At 45.2% G+C, this 22,747-nt stretch carries 19 protein-coding genes; 12 read left to right on the forward strand and 7 right to left on the reverse strand.

Features of this window, described 5'->3' with window-relative positions:
- Positions 1–38: 38 nt before the first annotated feature.
- The 4 genes from DCO17_RS02985 to flhA are packed head-to-tail and all read right to left on the reverse strand — an operon-like array spanning position 39 to position 5,362.
- Positions 39–728, reverse strand: a complete 690-nt coding sequence (locus DCO17_RS02985; protein ID WP_173955325.1) for a FliA/WhiG family RNA polymerase sigma factor — start codon at positions 726–728, stop codon at positions 39–41.
- A 46-nt stretch (positions 729–774) separates the two neighbouring features.
- Positions 775–1,593 (reverse strand): P-loop NTPase family protein, encoded by an 819-nt coding sequence (locus tag DCO17_RS02990; RefSeq protein ID WP_173955326.1) that lies wholly within the window; start codon positions 1,591–1,593, stop codon positions 775–777.
- Positions 1,590–3,236 carry a flagellar biosynthesis GTPase FlhF gene (gene flhF / locus DCO17_RS02995; RefSeq protein ID WP_173955327.1) on the reverse strand — a complete coding sequence of 549 codons (1,647 nt, stop codon included), beginning with the start codon at positions 3,234–3,236 and terminating at the stop codon, positions 1,590–1,592. The genes DCO17_RS02990 and flhF overlap by 4 nt, the downstream gene beginning before the upstream one ends.
- Positions 3,237–3,271: 35 nt before the next feature.
- On the reverse strand, positions 3,272–5,362 hold the full coding sequence (gene flhA, locus DCO17_RS03000) for a flagellar biosynthesis protein FlhA (protein WP_173955328.1): 2,091 nt from the start codon (positions 5,360–5,362) through the stop codon (positions 3,272–3,274).
- 403 nt (positions 5,363–5,765) lie between these two features.
- Here flhA and DCO17_RS03005 point away from each other — a divergent pair, with 403 nt between their 5' ends.
- The 8 genes from DCO17_RS03005 to DCO17_RS03040 all read left to right on the forward strand — a co-directional run bounded on the left by DCO17_RS03005 (position 5,766) and on the right by DCO17_RS03040 (position 14,208).
- On the forward strand, positions 5,766–6,380 hold the full coding sequence (locus tag DCO17_RS03005) for a hypothetical protein (RefSeq protein ID WP_173955329.1): 615 nt from the start codon (positions 5,766–5,768) through the stop codon (positions 6,378–6,380).
- Between the two features lie 21 nt (positions 6,381–6,401).
- Complete coding sequence (locus tag DCO17_RS03010; RefSeq protein ID WP_217425439.1) at positions 6,402–6,812, forward strand: flagellar protein FlaG; 411 nt, start codon at positions 6,402–6,404, stop codon at positions 6,810–6,812.
- A 220-nt stretch (positions 6,813–7,032) separates the two neighbouring features.
- Positions 7,033–9,090, forward strand: coding sequence for a flagellin N-terminal helical domain-containing protein (locus DCO17_RS03015; protein WP_173955330.1), 2,058 nt, complete (start codon positions 7,033–7,035; stop codon positions 9,088–9,090).
- Between the two features lie 64 nt (positions 9,091–9,154).
- Entirely contained in the window at positions 9,155–9,559 is a 405-nt protein-coding gene (locus tag DCO17_RS03020; RefSeq protein WP_173955331.1) for a flagellar protein FlaG, read from the forward strand.
- A gap of 70 nt (positions 9,560–9,629) precedes the next feature.
- Positions 9,630–12,326 carry a flagellar filament capping protein FliD gene (gene fliD / locus DCO17_RS03025; protein ID WP_173955332.1) on the forward strand — a complete coding sequence of 899 codons (2,697 nt, stop codon included), beginning with the start codon at positions 9,630–9,632 and terminating at the stop codon, positions 12,324–12,326.
- Between the two features lie 29 nt (positions 12,327–12,355).
- A complete protein-coding gene (locus DCO17_RS03030) occupies positions 12,356–12,790 on the forward strand; it encodes a flagellar export chaperone FliS (RefSeq protein ID WP_173955333.1) in 435 nt (144 codons plus the stop codon).
- A 64-nt stretch (positions 12,791–12,854) separates the two neighbouring features.
- The gene (locus DCO17_RS03035) at positions 12,855–13,919 is read left to right on the forward strand and encodes a hypothetical protein (protein ID WP_173955334.1); all 1,065 of its coding nucleotides are present in this window, start codon (positions 12,855–12,857) and stop codon (positions 13,917–13,919) included.
- Positions 13,912–14,208, forward strand: coding sequence for an EscU/YscU/HrcU family type III secretion system export apparatus switch protein (locus tag DCO17_RS03040; RefSeq protein ID WP_173955335.1), 297 nt, complete (start codon positions 13,912–13,914; stop codon positions 14,206–14,208). The genes DCO17_RS03035 and DCO17_RS03040 overlap by 8 nt, the downstream gene beginning before the upstream one ends.
- Positions 14,209–14,297: 89 nt before the next feature.
- Here the strand turns inward: DCO17_RS03040 and fliE are convergent, their stop codons facing one another.
- Genes fliE through DCO17_RS03055 form a run of 3 tightly spaced genes read right to left on the reverse strand, consistent with a single transcriptional unit; the run spans position 14,298 to position 17,346 of the window.
- Positions 14,298–14,621, reverse strand: coding sequence for a flagellar hook-basal body complex protein FliE (gene fliE, locus DCO17_RS03045; RefSeq protein ID WP_173955336.1), 324 nt, complete (start codon positions 14,619–14,621; stop codon positions 14,298–14,300).
- 34 nt (positions 14,622–14,655) lie between these two features.
- On the reverse strand, positions 14,656–16,188 hold the full coding sequence (locus DCO17_RS03050; RefSeq protein ID WP_173955337.1) for a sigma-54-dependent transcriptional regulator: 1,533 nt from the start codon (positions 16,186–16,188) through the stop codon (positions 14,656–14,658).
- A 3-nt stretch (positions 16,189–16,191) separates the two neighbouring features.
- Positions 16,192–17,346, reverse strand: coding sequence for a sensor histidine kinase (locus DCO17_RS03055; RefSeq protein ID WP_173955338.1), 1,155 nt, complete (start codon positions 17,344–17,346; stop codon positions 16,192–16,194).
- 166 nt (positions 17,347–17,512) lie between these two features.
- Between DCO17_RS03055 and fliF the strand changes: the two genes are divergently transcribed.
- Genes fliF through DCO17_RS03075 form a run of 4 tightly spaced genes read left to right on the forward strand, consistent with a single transcriptional unit; the run spans position 17,513 to position 22,746 of the window.
- Positions 17,513–19,462 (forward strand): flagellar basal-body MS-ring/collar protein FliF, encoded by a 1,950-nt coding sequence (fliF, locus tag DCO17_RS03060; RefSeq protein ID WP_173955339.1) that lies wholly within the window; start codon positions 17,513–17,515, stop codon positions 19,460–19,462.
- A 17-nt stretch (positions 19,463–19,479) separates the two neighbouring features.
- Positions 19,480–20,577, forward strand: coding sequence for a flagellar motor switch protein FliG (fliG, locus tag DCO17_RS03065; RefSeq protein WP_173955340.1), 1,098 nt, complete (start codon positions 19,480–19,482; stop codon positions 20,575–20,577).
- Positions 20,564–21,361 carry a FliH/SctL family protein gene (locus DCO17_RS03070; RefSeq protein WP_173955341.1) on the forward strand — a complete coding sequence of 266 codons (798 nt, stop codon included), beginning with the start codon at positions 20,564–20,566 and terminating at the stop codon, positions 21,359–21,361. Before fliG ends, DCO17_RS03070 begins: the two co-directional genes overlap by 14 nt.
- Positions 21,358–22,746: a FliI/YscN family ATPase gene (locus tag DCO17_RS03075; RefSeq protein ID WP_217425440.1), complete on the forward strand. Its 1,389-nt coding sequence runs from the start codon at positions 21,358–21,360 to the stop codon at positions 22,744–22,746. Before DCO17_RS03070 ends, DCO17_RS03075 begins: the two co-directional genes overlap by 4 nt.
- Position 22,747: the final 1 nt, after the last annotated feature.

A 22,747-nucleotide genomic window follows, 5' to 3' on the forward strand; every position in this document is an offset into this window, starting at 1 on the left:
TAGCGGGAAATACTGATAGTGGTTATGCGGAATGATTGCTAAATTTTGAGTTTGGCACGAATTCGAATCATGCCTTGGGTATGAATCTGGCTGATACGCCCTGGTGTGATATTCATCACTTGGGCAATTTCTCGATAAGATAAATCTTCTTGATAGTGAAGCGCAAATACTAACTGCTCGTTTTCAGGAAGGCCTTCCAAGATAGTCGCGATACGTTCAGCTAGTTGAGCCATTGCCACAGCTCTCATGGGATCTGATGAGTCGGTATCAGATGGCAAGAGGTCATCTGATAAATCATCAAGCGGCATAAGGTGAACCATATTGGCCATGATGGCATGGTAGGCCTCAATCGACATTTCAGCGCTTGCGGCAATTTCTCTTTCGGATGGGTGGCGCCCCAAATTTTGCTCAAGCTTGCGGGTAACTTTCTCTAGTCCCTCCAGCTCATCACGTTGATTACGCGGCAAGATATCGTTCTTACGACAAGCATCATAGATGGCTCCACGAATTCGGGTACGAGCATAGACCTCAAAGTTCAGATTGGCTTGAGGCTCATATCGAGTTAAGGCATCTAATAGTCCTGTTAAGCCCTCTTGAATTAAATCGTCGACTTCTACGTTAGGTGGTAGGCGCGAGCAGATTTGATGAGCAATACGCTTAACTAGAGGAAGATGTTCTTTGATGGCGAGATCAATGTCAATAGACTGGGTATAACTAGATGGTTTCAATCACAACTCGCGCAAAAGGACATCAATCGGAATTCAGGCAATTGTATCAAGCCGTAATCTTGGCAGAAATTGCTTTAAAGAAATTATGAGGGAGAACAAATTCATGAGGGGTGCCATGTGTAACTGGGTTAAAGCTCATGTCATCCAAATCAATTTCAACCCTTTGAGCAGTAAAGGCCTGAATCCAGCCTAAAGACTCAATATTTTGTTCTAGAGCCCTTTGCGCTGCATCTTGTAGCTTTTCAAAAGCAGCAGTTCCTGCAGCCTCATCATGGCCGCCAACAATTAATACTGAAAGCGGTTCATCAAGTTGTAATTCAGCCATCTGACGAATCATTACCATCGCTCTTTTTAAACAAGCTTCTTCAGTAGAGGCAACCAAAATGCGTTTGATATTGCTGCCAAAGTAAGCAACCAGATTGGCTTGCGGATCAATGGTAGGGAAAACAACATAATCGATATTGATTTCGTGCTTCACCAGGCGCTCATCTAACTTGGGATATTTTGCAAAGCGGCTGGTGATCTCCTGACGCAGCTTGGCGCTCGTAGCGTACCAAAAGTTCTCATCAATCTGCTTAATGGTTCTTAATAAATCAATCGAGTTTGAAAAAACCTGGCCAAGGTCATAGCGAACGGGGTATAAAAACCCTGACATCGTTTTGCGATCGGCCAAAGGAACTTCATCAATGAGAAGGACGCTGTGACCAAGTTGTTTGATGTTATGAGCAGTTCCGTGACCCAGGTGAATCGTAGAGTCTGGGTCTAGCGTGCTCGCAATACAAATAACGCGGCACAACTCTGAGCCAAAAATATCACGTAAACCTGCGGCCTGATCAACGCCACTAGCAGTGCTTGCTGTATTCATTGATTCACTTTGCGAATCCAGTCGCCCAAATGATCAGAGAGTAGGGCTGGAACTTGTTCGTCAGTTAAAGAGAATGTCTCAGCAAAGGCGCGCATTGCCATGGCGCGATGACTTAAGTAATTGACATCAGGCTGGCTTAAATCTTCTGGAACTCGCTGGCCATTGGAGACAAACAAAATAGATAAATCATGGCGAATGACGCTATCAATAACTGGGGCTAAATGGGCAGCCTCATCAATCTTGGTAATAATTACTGAATCCAGTTTTTCACCATTGGTGTTCTGCATGGCTTGATTATGCAAATTGATCACTTCTTCTTGGGTGCGCAAATCTGTCGTTGAGCTCATAACCAAAATACGGCGGGCCTTACTAGAGCCATGCTCTAGTAAATGAGATTGTTCAACCATCAAAGTATCTCGCTGGCTCACTCCAGCAGTATCTAGCAAAATAATCTTGCGATTAGAGAAGTCTTTAATTTTGGCGGCTAAATCTTCGCTATCTCTGACAGCGGTAACCGATAAGCCTAAGATTTTGGCAAAAGTCTTCAGTTGCTCTTGGGCGCCAATACGATAGGTATCGGTAGTGAGTAATGCAACTTGATTACGACCATAGCGCAATACACAACGCGCTGCAATCTTGGCAATAGTAGTGGTCTTACCAACCCCAGTTGGCCCAATAAAAGCAAAAACACCGCCCCGATCAAAAATATCAAATGCGCGAGAAGTTTTAAGCATGCATTTAACTTGCTCACGGGCATTTTTGAGTAAATGTAATACGCTTAAATTCTCTGGCAGGTTTTGGGCGATCTCTGCAACCAGTTTTGGTGAGAAGCCGCTATTGAGAAGGTGTTTTACAACCTCAGTGATTTGTGCATTTCCTTGCTGAATGTTGCCCCAAAAGCTACCAGCAACATGAGACTGCAAGAGATTTTTAACTTCGCTGATTTCAGAAAGAAGTTTTTCTACCTTAGGAGAGCTCTCGGCTTGTGAGGCAATACTAGATGTGACATTGTTGGGTGTGCCGGCTGACAAGTTATTTGCTGACTCTGTTTGGTTACTGGGTGCACGCACTTTTTGAGCGGCACTTTGCGCAGCTGTTTTTAAGGCATTTAGCGCGGCAGCCTCCTGTGCTGCCTTGGTATTGGCTGCAAGGCTAGCGCTAAAGATAGCATCGTTATTGGATGGGTTAACAACATTTGCTGAGCCTCTAGGAATACGCTCAGCATTATTAAATGAAGTGGGTAAAAAAGCCTCTGCACCGGGAGCGCGAATCGGGCGTTCTACTCTGGCTGGGTTGCGACGCAAAATGCCATTGGGAACATCAGGATGTACTCTGGGTTTGGCTGATTCGCTTGAGGCAGTAGATGCAGATGGCGCGCGCCGTGCAATAGCGTTAGCAAATTTATCAGTAAGACCAGACTGCTTTAGGGAGCGCTCAGAAAACGCACTAGGTTCGCCAAATTGTGGGTCTAATGCTTCGGAGCGAGCAGAAAGGTTTGCCAAATCACCCGAGGTAATCGCCATGACTTCAACACCTTGATCGGTATCTTTAGTGGACAGCACCATAGCATCCGGACCCATCTCAGCACGTATGAGCTTTAAGGCGTCAGCGGTATTGGCTGCTATAAATTTTTGGGGGCCCATGCGTTAACTCCGAATCATTCTCTCTAGTAGTGATTTTAGGGGTTTTTGCCCGTCTGGGAACAAAGAACCTTGTAAAAAGCCAGATTTGCCGTGGGTGGCAGCTCGCTAAGGGCCAAAATGATCGCTTGAGGGCAAACACGGCGGGCGATTCTGGAAATCGTGGCCCTGGTGCGGGTGCCGCTCACAATCACTGGGGGCAGATTTTCATTCTCCATTTCCTGAACCCCTTTGATCACTTCTTCGCCAAACATGCGTGCTAAAGAGGGCTCAATTAAGCCATCAGGAGCGATAGCACCAGCACCAATCGATTGTTCAATTAGGCGCTCAAATTCGGGTTGGATGCCAAGTACTTTGAAGTTATTGCCATCACCCAGAGAATCTTGCACGATGGTGCGACGCAAGGCGTAACGAATATGCGGCAGTATTTCTAATGGATCATTTAATTTGCCTGCATATTCACTGGAGACTTCTAAGATAGTGCGCAAGTCTTTGATGGGCACATTTTCCTCCAACAGTAACTGCAAGATGCGCTGTAATTGCGCAACGGTCACAATCTTTGGAATGACATCTTCCACCAACTTTGGATAACTCATTTTAAAGTGATCAAGTAAATCTTGAGTTTCTTGACGACCTAAGAGTTCAGCGGCATGTTGATGAATAAGATGATCTAAGTGCGTGGTGATCACCACTGCTGGTTCAACAACGGTATAACCTTTGGCGATTGCCTCATCGCGTTGACGGCGCTCAATCCAAACAGCGGGCATTCCAAAAGTGGGATCTTTGACTTCAATGCCAGGAATTTTTTCTGTACCACTTTGTTGAATTGCCAATAAACGATCTGGCAAACATTGTCCGCGACCAATCTCTGCGCCGTAGAGCAATACACGATAGCTCTCTGCGGATAGTTGTAAGTTATCGCGAATATGAACAGACGGAATCAGAAAGCCAACTTGCGTGACAAACTTACGACGAATCGCTTTGATACGTTTGATTAAATCACTATCGTCACCTTTATCTACTAGGGGAATCAGGCGATAGGCGAGCTCTAAGCAGAGCGGCTCAACAATCGGAACATCTTTCCATTCAAGCTCTTCATTCGTCACAGGTTGCGCGGCAGCAATCTTCGCTTCAGCAGCTTCCTTTTTAATTCTCTGATGCGTCATGTAGGCAAGCGTGCCAAAGAGGGTCGCAAAAGCTAAGAAGATAAAGTGCGGCATGCCAGGTAACACACCCAGAATACCTAGAACAGCGGCCACAACACCTAGTGCATTGCTATTGGCTTCAAACTGTTTAGAAACCTGACCAGAAAAGTCATCTTCAGTCGCAACGCGGGTAACCAAAATACCAGCTGCAGTAGAAATCACCAGTGCCGGAATTTGCGCAACCAAGCCGTCACCAATGGTTAAGGATGCAAAGGTAGAAAGCGCCTTGCCAAAATCCATACCGTGTTGCAATACGCCAATCATCAAACCGCCAATGAGGTTGATGACCAAAATCATGATGCCGGCCATAGCATCGCCACGTACAAACTTGGAAGCACCGTCCATGGAACCAAAGAAGTCTGCTTCTTGCGCTACATCCGCGCGGCGTGCTTTAGCTTCATCTTGCTGAATCAATCCTGCATTCAGATCGGCATCAATGGCCATCTGCTTGCCAGGCATGGAGTCGAGCGCAAAGCGAGCAGAAACTTCAGCCACACGACCAGAACCTTTGGTGATCACCACAAAGTTAATGATGGTGATCACAATAAAGATCACGATACCAACCGCAAAGTTACCGCCAATCAAAAACACACCAAAGGCCTCAATTACTTTACCTGCGGCATCGGTTCCTTTATAACCATCTAATAAAACGATACGGGTTGAAGCAACGTTCAGCGATAGGCGCAGTAGGGTGGTGAGTAGCAGAACCGTTGGAAAGGCAACGAAGTCTTTAAAGCTTTTGATATTGATCGCCGTAAACAGGACGATGATCGAAAGGGCGATGTTGAAGGTAAAGAGAACATCGAGAATGATGGCTGGCAAGGGCACCAGCATCATGATCAAAACCAGCAGAACCAGAATCGGGATGGCGCCTTGTGCCGAAGGGCTCGGCAGCTTAGAGGTGTCAAAACCCAGAATTTTCATGCGTATAGGTCTTTTGCCCGAAAAATAATTAAAAAAAGCTGAAAATATCTAAAAAATAGCCTTCATTCAGTTAGCGCCCATTCACAAGAGGCGTAAATCACCATATCTAGTGGTTGGCACTAAAAGTACCCCTAAATATACTTGATTTCATTGGAAAAAACACCAAAAATGGCAAATTTTGCCACCTAGGTAGGTTTAACTCGAGTAACTTTTGCCTTAATAGTTCTTTTGGCTCTGCTATGCCTCTGAGTAAGGGGGTTTCTAACATTATTTTATCAATTTTATTATTTCTAAGTCATTGATTTTATTAATTTTTAATAATTTCTACAAATTATTTGTAAATATTGCTAAACAAAATTGCGATTATTGCCGTAGTCATCGATAAGGACAGAGTTTTGATGCCATGAGGCGTTGGGCTCTTGGTAATCGTAAAGAATTTTTATTGAATGAAGGTTTTATGTCTATTTCGGCAATGACAAACGCAGGTGTGCAGCCGCCAAGTATGGCGAGTCTTCTGCGTATCAACAAAATTAATGCCGTCAATGGGCAGGATGCCGATGGTGATGCGGATGGTTCATCTTCTACGCCTACTGTGCCTGGTGCACAAAAATCGATTGCTCCTAAGCTGGTGAAAGCCACATTAGAGGCTTTAAATCAATTGGGCGCGAATGTCGATATTAATACTGCAAACCAATCTCATAAAAGCGCATCAGCCGATGAAGTAAAAAAATCTGCCTTAGGTTTTGTAACTTCTGTGCTGTCTGAATTAGGCTCATCTGAAAAAAGCTCAAAATACTCTAATGCTGCAGATCAGGTTGTTGCTGGAGTAGCGCAAATGACTAGTGCTGTTGCAAATGGCGTTAGCCCAGCCGAATCAGTGAATCAAAGTGCCAATGCACTATTCAAGGCTGCAGGTTTATCAAGTAACTCATCTTCAATAGCAAATTTACTTTCTAGTTTGCAAAAATCTTTGGTTGATGGAATGGATTCTGGAAGTTTAATTAACTTAACTGCATAATATAAATAAAGAATTAATCAAATGAGCAATTCGATCAACAGCACAGTGGGAGCTAGCGCGCAATACGCACCAAGCGTATTGCCAGCTCAAACTGCGCCTGTCGCATCTAGCGCTCCGAAGGTGAATATTCCAAGTGATGCAGAGGTGGTGGCTAAGGTAGCTAGTACTGAGATTAAATCTTCAGGCGTCAATGAAGCTGCTCAGCCAACACGTATAGCAGTTGAAAAGGCCGCTAAAGAGCTTGAATCGTTTGTTCAGTCCATGGGCCGTAATTTGAATATTTCAGTCGATGGCAACACTGGTTACCATGTTGTCACTGTGACTAATCCCGAAACTGGTGAAGTCATTCGCCAGATGCCATCTCCAGAGCTGTTGAAGATCGCTCAAAGCCTACCAAAGTACGACGGGCTCTTCTTAAGCCGCAAGGCTTAAATCTTTCCAAGGGCATTACCCAATCTTGTGGCGGACTTTATTTAGGTCTGCTTGTTTGTATTTGTGCTTTTGACAAGTATTGGCGTTTATTTAGACCTTAAATAAACAAAAGAACCCTAAATATTCCTAAACAGTTGCCCTTGGGGTGCCGTTAAGGGATATACAGGGGAACTTAACCCCATTGGTGTAGTTCCCGAAACAGAATTTTAAGGAGAATTAAATGTCTACCGTTATTAATACCAACTTAGCATCATTGTTTGCGCAGAACAGCTTGTCTAATGCTCAAAACAACCTAGCAACATCTGTACAGCGTTTGTCTTCTGGTTTGCGTATTAATAGCGCAAAAGACGATGCTGCTGGCCTAGCCATTGCACAAAACATGCAAAGCCAATTAAATGGCACAAATCAGTCTATTCAAAACTTGAGCAATGCAACAAACCTTTTGCAAACAGCCGATACTTCTTTATCTACTATTCAAGACATGTTGCTGCGCATGAAGCAATTGGCGACTCAAGGTTACGATGGGTCTTTGAATGCAACTCAAATGCAAGACGTTGTTCAGCAAATGAGCGAGCTAAATACCGAGATCAATCAAACAGCTCAGCGTACTCAATTTAACGGTATTAGCTTAATCGGCAGCGGGTCATCAGTTGATCGCGTAACTGGTGGTGTATATGCTGGACAATATTTATCAAGCATCTCAGCAAATTTGGGACCTACGGACAGCACATACAAAATGGGATCAGGAGTTGTCTCTTTTGCAACTGCATTTGGTTCAAGCACTTATACACCAACTGGTGCTTATGATGCAAAATTTGACATTCAATTGACAAATGACGATGTAGTTCGTCAAAACCCAGGTGCTTATACATTTACTGCGGTTGGAAATCAGTTAACAATGTCTTACACTGGCACTGACAATGTTCCGCAACAGCAAACAATAACCGTTGAGAATGCTCCTGCGGATGCTAATGCAACCAAAGACCACATTCAACATCTTGATTTCAGCAAGTTTGGCATTACTTTGAATTTGACAACAACAGCGCAAATGGGTGGTGCGGATGTATTGGGTTCAGATATTGCCCTAAAACTCCAAGGTCAAAAATTTCAAGTTACAGGTCAGGCGTCAAAAATTACATCGATAGATCTATCGGGGTCTGCTGCTAACAGTTATGTATTAACTACTAGCAGTCTTGGTGCTTCTACAACTCCTGCAACGGTTGCATTAACAACGGCTGGTGTTGCTCCAACGGGAGGTACCGGTGGTGTTGCGGCCGTTCAGACGGTAACATTTACATCATTGGCGGCTGGCGAATCTGTTACGGTTAATGGTTTGACAATGACTGCTAAAACAGGCTTGACAGCGGCTCAGGTTGCAGAGCAGTTTAGTGGATATACGGCTGGCACCACCGCTGGCTCAATAACCAAGACTCAACTGGGTACATGGTCTGGTAGCGCTATCTCGGGTTACTCAAGTGCTGCTTATACAGCAAATGCAACCACAGCAACGTTTACTCAGACTGCTGCGTCCTTAGTTTCTTCCGCTTGGACAGCTAGTCAGACAAAGCAAAATAGTGTGCTCAACTTGGCTTGGACAGATTCCGCACAAGTAAATCACTCGGAAACAGTTGATCTTGCAAACTATGATTTTACTCGTGGCACCGATACATCCATTAATTTCAAAAATGCTGGGATTAATATCAAGCTCCATAATTTCCAGACTCAATCTGGCGCAAATGTCGCATGGCAGCTTGCGCATCTTAAGGACCCGTTGGGCTCTACTAATGGGCACTTAAATGTTGTAAATCCAGGAGCAAGTTCATTAGATTTCCAAAGCGGACCACAAAGCAATAGTTTCATCACTATTAATACTTTGAATGTTTACACTGGAACTTCTGGTCAGTTCTCTGGTGACCAAATTGCAATGACTGAAGTTGGTTCTAAGCATGATGTCTTGGCTGGCATGAATGCTCAGACCTCTACAGCAGATTGGCAAGCAGCATTCAAAGAGGCTTCTGCTGCTATCGATTCTGCAATTGACTATATTTCCACACAGCGCTCTACATTTGGCTCACAGATTAATCGCTTAAGCTACATTACTACCAACTTGTCAGCGCAAAGTACCAATTTGCAGAGCTCTAAGTCTGCGATTATGGACACAAACTTTGCTTCTGAAACTGCAACTTTGACTAAGGGTCAGATCATGCAGCAAGCTGCTACAGCAATGTTGGCACAAGCTAATCAGATGCCAAACGTTATCCTGTCTCTCTTGAAGTAATGGTTTGTACTTAGAGGGTTATCAGTTTCTGATAACCCTCTGTTGATTATTGTGGGGTTATATCATGAGTTCAGTTACATCAGCTAATGCAACTACAGTTGCTAATGTTGCAACAAGCTCTGTTAAAACACTCGAGCAATTATCCGCACCTAGTATTAAGCAAGCTCCAACAGATGCAGAAGTAATTGCTAAGGTTCTTAGTACAGAGTTTAAGCCTTCTAACGTAAATCAAGCTTCTCAACCAACTCAAGAGGTTATTGCAAAGACTGCAAAGCAAATGGAAAGTTTTGTGCAGTCCATGGGTAGAGAGCTGAATTTTTCAGTCGATAAGGCATCGGGTTACTCGGTAGTTCGAGTAGTAAACCCTCAGACCGGCGAGGTTATTCGTCAGCTTCCTTCCGAGGAGTTGCTGAAAATTGCCGAGATGTTTGAGCAAACTAACAGTGCATTGGTTAATCAAAAAGCGTAAATTCATGCTGGCCCTTGGGCTGGCATGAATCTTGCTGTTATCTTTATGCTCTTCTGATTTAAAGATAAAAATGGCCACATCAAGCACAACTTCCAGCACTGGGTCTGTAACAACAAGCGCAATTGACGTTGCTAGCATTGTTTCTCAACTGATGACGGTTGAGAATAAGCCTTTAGATGCCATCACGGCAAAAATTACTGGAATCCAGACAAAAATCAGTGATTTAGGCACTATAAAAGGAAAAATTGCCAGTCTACAAAGTGCACTACAAACCTTTGAAGATCCAAGTACCTATAACAATCCAGTAGCTCAAAGTGGTGATGCTTCCATTGTGACGGCTAAGGCAAGTGGTGGCGCCGTCATTGGATCAGTCGGAGTGCTTGTTAATCAAATTGCGACAGCCTCTAGTTATGCCCTTCATAAGTCAGCATCTACTGTAAATGGTGTTACAAGTTACACCGATTTCCCGGCATCCAACTCAACATTAGCGATTGATGCAGATCATCCATTTAGCCTTACCGTAGGTGGGCAAACGTACAGCACTGCTACAACTTCAATTGTTGGCACTGGCACAAGTGGTGCAATCACTTTAACTGATTTGGCTTCCTGGATTAACGCCTTGGGGGCAAATGTTAGTGCTTCAACAGTGCAGACAGGAGCCTCTAGTGGGTGGGTATTGCAAATTCAAGGAGCAGATACTGGCGCTGTTAACGAAGTTAGCAACATTGGTATTTCTGCTCCCTCATTGGCTAGTTCATTTACCGCTGGAACAGAAGGTACTCCAGCTACCCAGGCGATTACTTTTAATGTTCTTTACAGTGGTGAATCTATCACCGTTGGGGGACTAACCTTTACAGCCAATACTGGTTTAAACCCTGCTCAAGTAGCCGCAGTTTTCTCTGGTCTTTCTGCCGGAGCGACTACCAAGGCGGGAGTAACTACCGGAACTTATTCTGGAACGTTTACCTCAGGATGGGACTCTGGCTCGGTGACTGGTACGAGTACCGTTGGATTTACAGCTAAAGCGAATGCTGTTGGTACGGCTATTACATCGTCTGTCGGAACAGTTGGTGTGGCAACAAGTTCGTTTACATCTGGCGGGGCTGGTGCCGCAGCTACTCAAACATTTACTTTTAATGGTCTTAGAGGTGGTGAGTCCCTCACCGTAGGGGGGCTTACCTTTACAGCCAATGGTGGTCTGAGCGCTGCAAGTGTAGCTGCTGCGTTCTCTAACCTTTCTGCTGGTGCCACCACCAAGGCGGGAGTTACTACCGGAACTTATTCTGGAACGTTTACGTCAGATTGGAGCACAGGATCTGTAGCTAATACCAGTGATGTAACGTTTACGGCAATAGCGAATGGCGCTGGTTCTGCGATAGCGTACTCTTCTGTAGCCAATAGAATTACCGGCAACTCATTTACCGCTGGAACGGCAGGAACCCCAGCTACCCAAGCGATTACTTTCAATGCTCTGAATAGCGGTGAATCTATTACCGTTGGAGGGCTTACCTTTACAGCAAATACCAATCTGAGCGCTGCAAATGTAGCCGCAGCGTTCACTAGCCTTTCTGCTGGTGCAACTACTAAGGCGGGAGTAACCACCGGAACATATTCCGGAGCTTTACTATCAGGCTGGGACTCTGGCTCAGTCACCGGCACGAGTACGGTTGGGTTTACAGCTAAAACGAATGCTGTGGGTACGGCCATTCCATTTTCTGCAGGTACCGGAGTATCCAATATTGAGACATTAGTTACCGCACAAGATGCAAAAGCAGTTATTGGAGGCTTGTCAGTAACACGTTCTAGCAATCAATTTAATGATGTAGTTGATGGTATTACCTTCAACCTTACTGGTAAATCAACTTCTACCAATCCTACTGTCGTGACGGTTTCCCAGGGCGCTGATAATTCAAGCTCAATGATTACTACATTGATGCAGGCTTATAACGATATGGTTACAACATATAACAAGTTGACTGCCAACAGCTCTAATTCTGCAACGCCCGGTACTTTTGCAACTGACCCGGCAATGCTGTCATTTGTGAATAATATTAAATCCATGTTTGCATATGGCGCTACGGATGCAGGATCGGCGACAATTACTGGTTATACGTCAAGCAGTCAAACCATGAGCCTAAGCTCAGATGGCTATATTAAAGTGGGCTCTGTTAAATATAATTTTGCAGGTACTGGCGGTGTTGGTACTACCACCCCAACTGTTAACCAATTTGTTAGTTGGATTAATAGTCTTAAAGCTGGCGTCAATGCAAATTTTGATGGTACAAAAATCAACATTCAAAATGATCAGGTAAACACTGGCTTTACGGTAGATTTCTCGGGGCTCAATGCTACCGTGACCAGAAGTACGACAAGCCTAGCTTCTTTGGGCTTAGATATTCAGCTTGACGGCACGATGCAATTTAATACGGCAAGTTATCAAAAATCAGTTACTAGCGGATTGCTTGCAAAATTAGCAAAAGGTTTAAAAGTTGGTTATTTAGGTGAGACTAGTAATTTAGATAGCTTTATCAAAGCGCAAATTGATAATTCAAAAGGTGCCTTGGTAACGGAAATTAGTCAACAGCAAGACGCCATAACGCGCTTGCAAGAGAAAAAGGTTGATTTACAGGACCACATTAATCAGGTTCAAAATAATTATATTTCTCAATATTCAGCCTTAAATGCCTTATTATTTCAATTGAGCTCTACCAGTACATCGCTAGCGAGTGCCCTAACTGCGATTACCAATATCAATGCTGGAAAATAAGATGACAAATTTCAAAATGAGAGCGCGTAATGAGTGCTAAAGCAGCCAAGGCTTATGCCTCCAATGATGTCGAGGGTGGGGTCATTGATTCTGATCCAGCTGAGTTAATTGTTTTGATATTTGAGCGTACTCTCGATCACCTCAAGCTTGGAAAAAAAATGCTTGAGGAATCTCAATATGGGATTGAAAACTTTACAAAAGCAAACGATCTAATTCAGAAGGGGCTGCTCGCCTGCTTGGATTACAACCGCGGCGCTGATGTGGCGGATAACTTAGCGGCAATTTATGAGTGGTCACTAAGGGAAATTATTAAGGGTAGAGCTGAAAAGTCTCCAGAAAAGATTCAAGCCGTAATTGATGTATTAACCCCTCTTTATGAAGGTTGGTTAGCTCTGTCGGCAAAAGAGCCAATGCATTTTTCTAGTCCTGAGTCTGCCGCAAATGAGTCAGTAATAAGCTCATGAGTAATAATTGAATTAAGTGAATCCATCTTTGGGATTCTCTTAGTCAGTTACGAAAGGGTTAAGTATGGCGATCCCAATTCCATCAAACCTACCAATCAATCCAGTAGTTGATTTTCATCGTAACGATTTAATTTCACCTCCATCGGCACCTGCTGTGGTTGAAAGTTTGGGAGCTATTGATCCACGGGTCGCACTCAACATGCCCTTGCCGGTAGTGGACTCTTCTGCAGGAGGATCATTGCAGGATGCGCTACAAAGTTCGGTGGGGCGCGGTCAGCCTAGTGCATTGCCAACAGAGCCCGCGGTTGATCAGGCAGTCTTGCTGGAAATATCTGGCATGACAGCCGATCAGGCTGAAGCTGCTTCAAATCCCTCTCAAGCTCGCATTGATAGTTTGCTATCGCAAAGCTTAAGCCGTATGGATAATTTGGGCGGTGCTGCCCTAGGTCAGTTACTTTCTGACATTTTGGCGGTTGATGTTCCTGAGTTGGGTCAGAGTGTTAATGCTGGCAATAAAAATACAACACAAAGTGTTGTTGTTAATTGGCCGGGAGCCGACAATCTTAGTAGCAATGTAGTTGCAAACACCAGTGATCCGAATGTAGCAATGAATGTTTTATATCAAAACTTACAGACATCTGGAATCTTTGCGGCCGATCAATTAAAGAGACTTCTCTTTCCTGCCAGCGAAGATGGCGATATTCAAGCCAGTGGAATTACTGATGTTCCTGCAGAAACTGAAAAGTTACTGTCACAGATCAGTACTAATGCTCCAGCGTTGCAAGACTCAGTGAAGTTGTTGTTGCGTGGTGATTTGCTGTGGCAAGGGCAATTAATGCCTAATGTGCAAGGTCGTCTTTATCGTGAGGATGCTTGGGAAGCTGACCCCCAAGATCCCAGTCAAATGCAAAAAGGCAGCCGAATTACGATGGAAGTTACCTTGCCTAATCTGGGGCCATTTAAGGTTGTTGGCACTCAATTTGGTAATAGGGTGCACGTAGCAATTGAGGCTGCCCCCGAATCTCAATCAACTCTTGCCAATTCTTTTGCGCAGTTATTAGAACAAATGCGCACGCAAGTAGATGCGGATGCAAAAGTCAGTCTTAAGGGTGAAGCTAAGGATGGATGAAAGAAAAGTCCGCAAGGCAGTAGCTCTTGTATATGAGGCCAATAGTGCTGCTCCGCGTATTACAGGGCAGGGCGAAGGCTTTGTGGCGGATGCGATTCTAGCCAAGGCAAAAGAATTCGGGATTCCTACAAGAACTGAGCCTGAGTTAGTCGAGTTTTTAATGCAACTTAAACTCAATGAATTAGTGCCCCCTAAGCTCTATGCTGCTGTTGCGGAGGTGTTGGCCTGGGCTTATGAGGTTGATGGCAAAACTGCGCCCAATCCTAATAATGTAGTGATTGATCGCTGAAAAACCAGGGGCGCAAGAAATAAATGCGCCCAACAAAAAAGCCCGATTCATCGGGCTTTTATTTTTTTGGAGTAACTAATTACTAAATATCAAACCTGTAAATTGGTTACTTCCTTGTAGGCGTCCACTAAGCGGTTACGTACTGCGATCATGCCTTGTAAAGAAAGATTGGCTTTTTGGAGCGACACAATCACATCTTCCAAAGAGGTGTCAGAGGCTCCACTAGAAAAAGACTGGGCTTTGGCTTGGGCACTGTTTTGAGCGGTATTGACATTTTCAATAGCGTTTTTCAGTACTGCAGAGAAGTCAACACCATTAGTTGCTTGGTTATCGCTGGCTAAAGGCTTACCGCTGGCTGCTGCGGCCAAGGCCTGCATCCGGGTAATCATAGAATCGACATTGCTTGTACTCATGTGCCCAATTATCTATCAAAAACAGTCAAATTACTTATTCAGTTAAAAAGCCAGCATCTTTATAGGATTTGAGCTTGTAGCGCAGGGCTCTTGCTGAAATGCCTAATATCTCTACGGCTTTTGTTCTATTTCCATTTACTTCAGCCAAAACTTTGAGAATGTGCTCACGCTCTACGGACTCAATATCCTGACTTTCGCTCTTATTTAATGCAATTTCTGTGCCATTTTGCCCATTTTTTGGGCTCAAATTTGGGTTTTCTACTATCTCTGAAGTAATCTGATCTTTAGCTGCGCTACTTTGATTCCCTTGAGATTCATCTAGCTCTAGGTCTTGGGCGGAGATTTGATCTCCATCAGCAAGCAATACTGCTCGCTGAATAATGTTTTCTAGCTCCCGTACATTCCCAGGCCAGGTATATTTTTGCAGTAACGCTTTGGCTGGGTTACTTAGGGTTAAAGAATCCCTCCCGATGTTCACGCTGTAACGTTTGAGGAAAAATTCAGCCAAAGGGATGATGTCTAGTGGACGCTTGCGAAGTTCTGGTACATGAATTGGAAATACGTTCAAACGAAAGTACAAATCTTCTCTGAATTTTCCAGCTTTAACTTGATCTTGTAGGTTGAGGTTGGTGGCTGCAATGATGCGCACATCTGCTTGAATCGAATCGGTCGAGCCAATGCGCTCCACCTTTTTATCCTGTAGCACCCTCAGCAATTTCGTTTGCAATGTTGCGGGCATCTCACCAATTTCATCTAAGAAGAGTGTGCCTTTATTTGCTTGCTCAAACTTACCTGCTTGCGCTTTAGTGGCTCCAGTAAACGATCCTTTTTCATGACCAAACAAAATTGATTCGAGAAGTGTGTCTGGAATTGCTGCGCAATTAATCGCAATATAAGGGCCGTTTGCGCGCTTGGATGTTTTATGAATATGATGCGCGACAACTTCTTTGCCCGCACCAGATTCGCCGGTTACTAAAACACTAGTATCAGTTGCGGCAACTCGCTCACAACGAGAAAATATCGCTACCGTTTGTGGATCAACGGCAATCACATTGTGATCAGCAGGCCGAATTTCTGATCCAACGATTTCACTCCTCTTGGATTCTGTTTCGTTAGTGCTTGATCCAGCATCTGCATTATTGGAATTGCTGGAATTATTTGCATTGATTGGATTTGTACTGGCGCCATCAGGAGCGCGATAGCGCGAAATGATTTCAATCAATTGCTGGGGGACAAAAGGTTTAATTAAGAAGTCACGTGCACCTGCTTTAAGTGCTTCAACAGCAAGTTTGGCGTCGGCGAATGCAGTCATGATCACCACGGGTAAGTCTGGGCATTCTTTTTGCGCAATCTTGAGCAGATCAATGCCAGTCATGCCTGGCAGCTTGTAGTCTGTCACTAAGACCGTCTTAAGATCGGGGCGCAACAAAGGCACGACTGTTTCGGCGCGCTGGTGTGTGACAAAATCAATGCCCTTCATGCGAAGCGTTACCGCAATGGCCTCTCTAAGGTCTTCGTCATCCTCAACGAGGATGACGGGGAAACATTCATTTGCAAGCTCAGACATAATTTACTCAGAAGTAATTGGTAAGGTAATTTTAAAAATGGCACCATGTGGAGAGTTCTCAACGCTAATGGTTCCACGGTGCGCTTCAATCGTATTTTTGGCAATTGATAAGCCAAGACCAGTACCATTGGCGCTGGTCGTAGAAAAAGGCTCAAACAAAGAGTCAATAATGGTTGACGCAATTCCAGGGCCTTGATCTTCAATCGTAATCATCAGTTTTTTTGCATCGACTTGTGCTCGTAATGTCACCTTGTCTTTTGGCTTAGAAACACTCAGAGCATTTTCTAAAATCGCCACTAAAGCATTGGGTATTGATTTGGGCTCAACCAATAACATGCATGATGCAGGAATATTGCTTTGCACGACCAATGCAACATCATTGCTTTCAAAGAGGGCTTGAATGCTTGCTTGTGCTTCATCAATAATTTGGTGAGCGCTAACCAAAATGGTTTTGGTGGGGCGATTTGAAATAAAGCGCAGCATGTCTTGCGAAAGTTTTTCAAGATCGAGCAATTGCTTACGAAGACGCTCAGCAAATTCTTGCGAGATATCTGGCGTAAGACTGTCATCACAAAGGTGGGATGAATACAGCAGGGCGGTTGCCAAAGGAGTGCGAAATTGATGCGCAATGCCTGCTGCCATTTTTCCCATAGCAGTGAGGCGATTTTCTCTTTGAGTCTCTTGATGTAATGAGATATTTGCGGTGATGTCTTGAATTTGAATAAAGCTTCGAATGCCCTCATCAATACGAATGACTTGTACCGTTTTTTGAGGTTTTGAGCCAGACGTATCGGTGTTACCAATTAAGTATTCCCCGGGGGCAATCGATGGCTGCCAGTCACCAGGAATCTCAAAAAATTGACCTGAGCTTAGGGTGGGCAAGAAGTGCAAGACTGCAGGGTTATGCAGAAGAACGATATTGTTTTCGAGCAGGATTACGCCAGCGGGAATGGCATTCATGAGGATGCCTAGGCGTTGGTTCGATTTCTGAAGCTCATCACTGAGCTGATCAATCTTGCCCTGTAGGGCGATTTGCTGAGCTTCTAATTTCTGAGATTCAGCATAAAAAATTGCAAATGCCTCCTCTAGACCCTTAGCATCTAGGCTAGGGCTTGCACTTTGCGTGCTTGCGGGTATAGTGGTCTCAGGCTTGGTCAATGGGTATTTGGGGTTTTATGCTTAGCTAGCGGGGTGGCAAATTTTGCCTCTTTTTCCATAATATGGGCATAGGATATCAATATTTAGAGAAAATGGGCAAAAAGGTTCTATATTTAGTGCTATTATCTTTTTTAGAATTTTTGCCTGATTTGACGGAAATGAGCGATTGAGCGAAGAAGCACAGCCCGGAATACAGGAAAGCGAAAAGGACGCGGCGGTAGTCAATATTGGCTCTAAGTCGGCGACCTCTGCTGTTCCAGCGTCAGCCCCGCGAGCGGGCAAGGTAAAACTCCCCTCAAAATTAGGCGAACTCCAAATGCGCTATGAAGCGCTGGGGATGCAACAACGCTTGATTGTTGCTGCCGCCTTATTCCTTTTTATCTCTGCCTTGATTTTTGTGGCTGTTTCTGGTCGCAGCAAGGATGACTATCGCGTGCTCTTTTCTAGTGTGAATGAGCGTGACGGCGCAGCTATCGTTGCAGCCCTGCAGCAAATGAACGTGCCCTACAAATTTACCGAGGGTGGCGCAGCGATTTTAGTGCCTGAATCTTCGGTTTACGAGACACGTTTGCGCTTGGCGGGTCAGGGCTTGCCTAAAGCTGGCAACGTTGGTTTTGAGTTGCTTGAAAACCAAAAGATGGGTACCAGCCAGTTTGTGGAGCAGGTGAACTATCAGCGCGGCCTTGAAGGCGAATTAGCGCGCAGCATCAGTTCTTTGGCACAAGTTAAATCCGCGCGAGTGATGTTGGCAATTCCAAAGCAAACCGCATTTATGCGTGAGCAAGAAAAACCAACCGCATCGGTTGTAGTCACCATGCACCCAGGCCGTTTCTTGGATTCCCAACAGGTTGCTGCGATTACCAATTTGGTTGGATCTTCTGTTCCAAACCTGGGTCCAGCAAACGTGACGATCGTCGATGCTGAAGGCAGCTTGCTCGCTCCTAATGCCCAGCGTTTGATGGGCTTGGATAGCAATCAACTCAAGTACGTTGCGGAGTTAGAGGGTGCGCTATCTAAACGTGTTCAAGCAATTTTGGAACCTGTAACTGGCAAAGAAAACGTACGCGCACAAGTCACAGTTGATATGGATTTTGGTGAACTTGAGCGTACCGAAGAAACCTTTGGTCGCAACTCGCCACCCAATCAATCATCGATTCGTAGTCAGCAATCCAATGAGGCAGCAACACCAAGCTCATCGGCATCTGGTGTTCCGGGCGCATTGACCAATCAGCCGCCGGGTGGAGGGCAAGCGCCGATTAATGCAGCAGGTGGTGCAGCAGCAAATACAGGACCTCAAAATCTAAATGCACCACCATCAAGCTCGAGCTCAAGCGCTAGCAATATCAAGAAAGATTTAACCGTTAACTACGAGTTAGATCGTGCGATTGAGCGTATCAAGTCAGAAAAAGGTAAGGTTAGAAGGGTTTCTGCTGCAGTGGTAGTGAATTACAAGCAACCTTCCGGCGTCGATAAAGATGGCAAGCCTTTAAAGCCTGTACCGTTTAACGCTAAAGAATTGGATCAGATTAATAATCTTGCTCGTGATGCTGTGGGTTACACGGAGAAGCGGGGCGATAGCGTGAGTGTTGCCAACATTCCATTTAAGGTTGAAGTGCCTGATGAGCCGGCGTTCTACAAGCAACCTGGAGTTATCGAGCTCAGTAAAGAATTCTTTAAATTTGCCATCATCTTAGGATCTTTAGGCATTATGTTCTTCGGAGTTGTGAAGCCATTACTCTTTCCAAAGAAAGTCGACGATGCTATGGAAGAGCAGCGTATTGAAGAAGAGTTTGATGAGAAGATCAAAGCTGAGATGGCTCAAATGGATCCAAAACTCCGCGAGAAGCGGCGTATGGAAATGGAGTTATTGAAAGAGCGTCAGCGGATTGCTGAAGAAGAAGAGCGTCAGCGGATTGAAGAAGAGAAAAAACGCATGGATGAGGAGCGTCTTCGCTTGGAGGAAGAGAAAAAGAACGAGTACGAGTCGCTTCTTAAGTACGCTACTGATTTCGTGGGCGAAAATCCGAAAGTGGTATCAGGCATCTTTAAGGAATGGCTTGCTGCTGATGCTGAGAAAACCAATACAGCAAATGCTGCTGCCGCTTCTGCAGGTTGAGATAAAGAGTAAACAATATGGCTGATGAAGAAGTCGAAGCACCGAAAAGCCTCTCGATAGCGGAGGCACTTAAAGAGGGCGTTAAGGGCGCCACCCAAACAGGCGCTTTAACCTTTGAAGAGCTTGATGGTGCTTCTCGTGCTGCTGTGATTTTGCTCGCTGTTGGTGCGGAGTCAGCAGCAAATGTGTTGCGTACGATGACGCCGTTTGAAGTGCAAAGACTGTCAGGAAAGATGGCTGTGGTGCGCTCACTCAGTCGTGATTTGGTATTGCAAGTGCTACGCCAGTTTAAAGATGTCACAGAGAATAACTCTCAAGTAGCGTTTGATACCGACGACTTTATGCAGAACATGCTTACAAAAGCGATGGGTGCAGAAGGCGCATCTGATTTGCTTGGTCGTCTCGAATCAACGCTAGATATGTCTGGTATTGAAACGCTCAAGCGGATGGAGCCGGATGTTCTCTATGAGATGATTAAGGGTGAGCATCCACAGATTGTTGCAACCGTGATGGTGTTCTTGGAGCCTGGTCAAGCCGCTTCAGTATTGAAGCTCTTCCCAGACGATTTGCGTAACGAACTGATTTTGCGTATCGCCTTGTTAGAAAAAGTCCAACCTGCTGCTCTGAAAGAATTGAACGAGGTGATGTCGCGTTCTGCTGGTCCAGATGCAGACTTCCGTAGAAGTACTGTCGGTGGCGTCGTGCCTACTGCCGAAATTCTGAATATGCTTTCTGGCGGCCTTGATAAGCAAGCGCTCAAAACGATTCATGACTTCAATGCTGAATTGGCTGATGCTATTCAAGAAAAGATGTTCGTGTTCGAAGACTTCAACGACATCGAAGACCGTTCTTTGCAAACCTTGCTCTTGGAAGTTCCTCAAGAAACCTTGGTTATGGCTCTCAAGGGCGCAAGTCCAAAGTTACGCGAGAAGCTATTCAAGAATATGGCCAAGCGTGCTGCCGATGGCGTGCGCGAAGATCTCGAGACACGCCCACCAGTCAAGGTGCAAGAAGTCGAAGAGATGCAAAAGGAAGTTATTCGCATCGCACGTACTCTGGCAGAAGAAGGCCGCATGATTATGGAAAGGGGCAAGTCAGCCGATGCCTTCCTCTGATGAGGACTCTCTGCTGACGAGGTGGGAGCCGCCCTCCTTTGATCCTCCAAAGCCCCCAAAGCCCCCAAAGGCTCCGCCCGTTCTTTACCCTACGGTTGAAGAAGTTGAGGCTATTCGAGAAAGTGCCTACAAAGAAGCTTACGAATTAGGAAATAACCAAGGCTTTGTGGAAGGCCGCGATGCTGGGTACAAAGAAGGAAAAGAATCTGGCTACCGCGAAGGTTACGAGCGGGGCTATGCCGATGCGGATAGCGAAACAAAACGTTTGCAAGATGCTCTTGGAAAATTGCTAGAAGCGCTAAGGGGAATGCCTGAAGCAATTGCGCAACCTTTGATTGAATTTACCTACGAAACAGCATCGCGATTGGCGGCTAACGTCTCCATGGAGCGAGCGCCATTTGTTGCGTCCGTTCAAGAGGCGCTCATGCGATTGCCTCGCCCAGGTGAAAATCTGTATCTTCGTCTAAATGCAGAAGAGGTTGAGACCTGGAAAAAAATTGTGGATGATCCTGGCCTGCCATTTAATTGCACGATATTAGTTGATGCGGATGTAAATCCTGGCCATGCTTATGTTGAAGTAAGTGGTGCGCGCATTGATGTTGGTCAGCAAGCGCGGATTGCATTGGTGAGAGCTGCTCTTGGATTAGATCGAGATTCAAGCGAGCAAGATTTAGGTGTGCAGGATTTAAACTCGCAAGAAAATGAAGCAGCCCTTGGGTATCAAGAGATTGAAGATGCTTATCAAGATGACTCTGCTGCGGGCGACGAGGTAAAACCAGAGTGAGTCATTTGCAGCCGGCTGAATTAGCAAATCAGTTAGAGATGCGCAAACAGCATTTGCTTGAAACGCCACTATCGATTCGCGAAGGAAAGTTAAAGCGAGTCTCTGGCATCGTGCTTGAGGTAGAAGGTTTGCCAATGAGCATTGGCGCTGGTGCCACCATACTCTCTGAGCTGGGTGGCAAAACTTATGATGCTGAGTGCATTGGCTTTAATGGCGCAATTACTTATCTAATGCCAATTGATGCGATGGATGGTATCTCTCCAGGTGCGCTCGTTTACCCAACCAATACTCCATTTAATTCTGGAAGTGGTTACACCTCAAATAGCATTGGTGATCCGCTTCCCATTGGTGAAGATTTATTGGGTAGAGTGGTTGATGGTCTTGGGCGTCCAATCGATGGCAAAGGTTATGGTGAAAAACAACTTACACCTTATATTCAGAGAACATTAAATCCATTAGACAGAACTCCGATTCATGAGCCTTTGGATGTTGGTATTCAAGCGGTCAATGGTTTATTAACAGTTGGTCGTGGTCAGCGTGTTGGAATCTTTGCTGGCTCTGGCGTTGGCAAGAGTGTTCTTCTGGGAATGCTGGCGCGTAATTGTGTTGCTGATGTGATCGTCATCGGTCTAGTGGGTGAGCGTGGTCGCGAAGTAAGAGAATTTTGTGAAGATACTTTAGGCCCAGAATCTTTCAAGAGGGCGGTTGTCGTAGCAGCCCCAGCAGATGCTTCGCCGCTTGCTAGATCCAAAGGTGCTTCGTATGCGACTGACGTAGCAATTTGGTTTCGTGATCAAGGTAAGCATGTGGTGTTAATTGTGGATTCATTAACGCGATACGCCATGTCTTTGAGGGAAATTGGTTTGAGCTTAGGTGAGGCGCCCGTTGCTCGCGGTTATCCACCAAGCGTTTTCGCCAGAATGCCTGAGCTTGTCGAGCGCGTTGGTAATGGCGCCAATCCTAATGGATCGATTACAGCGTTCTATACGGTGCTTTTAGAAGGTGATGACACAAATGATCCAGTGGCCGATACCGCTCGAGGTATTTTGGATGGCCACTTTTTCCTTTCTAGAGAATTGGCTGATAGCGGCCACTACCCAGCGATTGACGTAGAGAAGTCGATTTCTCGTGTCATGCCAAAAGTAGTTTCAAAAGAGCATTTATTGTCGGCGCGTCGCTTAAAGCAGTTATATAGTCGCTATATGCGTGGTAGGGATCTGGTTTCTATGGGCGCTTATATTGCTGGCACGGATCCAGACTTGGATGCGGCCTTAGCCGCCTGGCCAAAAATTCAGGCCTTTTTGCAGCAAGATGCGGAAGTGACGATTCCCATTGATCAGACCGAAAGGTTATTGTTTGAGATCGCGCCTCCAATAACCCAGTAAT

Origin of the sequence: Polynucleobacter tropicus (assembly GCF_013307225.1) — a bacterium.
GTDB lineage: Bacteria > Pseudomonadota > Gammaproteobacteria > Burkholderiales > Burkholderiaceae > Polynucleobacter > Polynucleobacter tropicus.

Excerpts from the sequence above, each read along its gene's own strand:
- DCO17_RS03035 (WP_173955334.1), top strand. The coding sequence starts at position 12,855 with ATGGCGATCCCAATTCCATCAAACCTACCAATCAATCCAGTAGTTGAT.
- DCO17_RS03010 (WP_217425439.1), top strand. The coding sequence starts at position 6,402 with ATGAGCAATTCGATCAACAGCACAGTGGGAGCTAGCGCGCAATACGCA.
- DCO17_RS03005 (WP_173955329.1), top strand. The coding sequence starts at position 5,766 with ATGAGGCGTTGGGCTCTTGGTAATCGTAAAGAATTTTTATTGAATGAA.
- DCO17_RS03020 (WP_173955331.1), top strand. The coding sequence starts at position 9,155 with ATGAGTTCAGTTACATCAGCTAATGCAACTACAGTTGCTAATGTTGCA.
- DCO17_RS03070 (WP_173955341.1), top strand. The coding sequence starts at position 20,564 with ATGCCTTCCTCTGATGAGGACTCTCTGCTGACGAGGTGGGAGCCGCCC.
- DCO17_RS03030 (WP_173955333.1), top strand. The coding sequence starts at position 12,356 with ATGAGTGCTAAAGCAGCCAAGGCTTATGCCTCCAATGATGTCGAGGGT.
- DCO17_RS02990 (WP_173955326.1), bottom strand. The coding sequence starts at position 1,593 with ATGAATACAGCAAGCACTGCTAGTGGCGTTGATCAGGCCGCAGGTTTA.
- fliE (WP_173955336.1), bottom strand. The coding sequence starts at position 14,621 with ATGAGTACAAGCAATGTCGATTCTATGATTACCCGGATGCAGGCCTTG.
- fliD (WP_173955332.1), top strand. The coding sequence starts at position 9,630 with ATGGCCACATCAAGCACAACTTCCAGCACTGGGTCTGTAACAACAAGC.
- DCO17_RS03050 (WP_173955337.1), bottom strand. The coding sequence starts at position 16,188 with ATGTCTGAGCTTGCAAATGAATGTTTCCCCGTCATCCTCGTTGAGGAT.
- DCO17_RS03015 (WP_173955330.1), top strand. The coding sequence starts at position 7,033 with ATGTCTACCGTTATTAATACCAACTTAGCATCATTGTTTGCGCAGAAC.
- flhA (WP_173955328.1), bottom strand. The coding sequence starts at position 5,362 with ATGAAAATTCTGGGTTTTGACACCTCTAAGCTGCCGAGCCCTTCGGCA.
- fliG (WP_173955340.1), top strand. The coding sequence starts at position 19,480 with ATGGCTGATGAAGAAGTCGAAGCACCGAAAAGCCTCTCGATAGCGGAG.
- DCO17_RS03040 (WP_173955335.1), top strand. The coding sequence starts at position 13,912 with ATGGATGAAAGAAAAGTCCGCAAGGCAGTAGCTCTTGTATATGAGGCC.
- flhF (WP_173955327.1), bottom strand. The coding sequence starts at position 3,236 with ATGGGCCCCCAAAAATTTATAGCAGCCAATACCGCTGACGCCTTAAAG.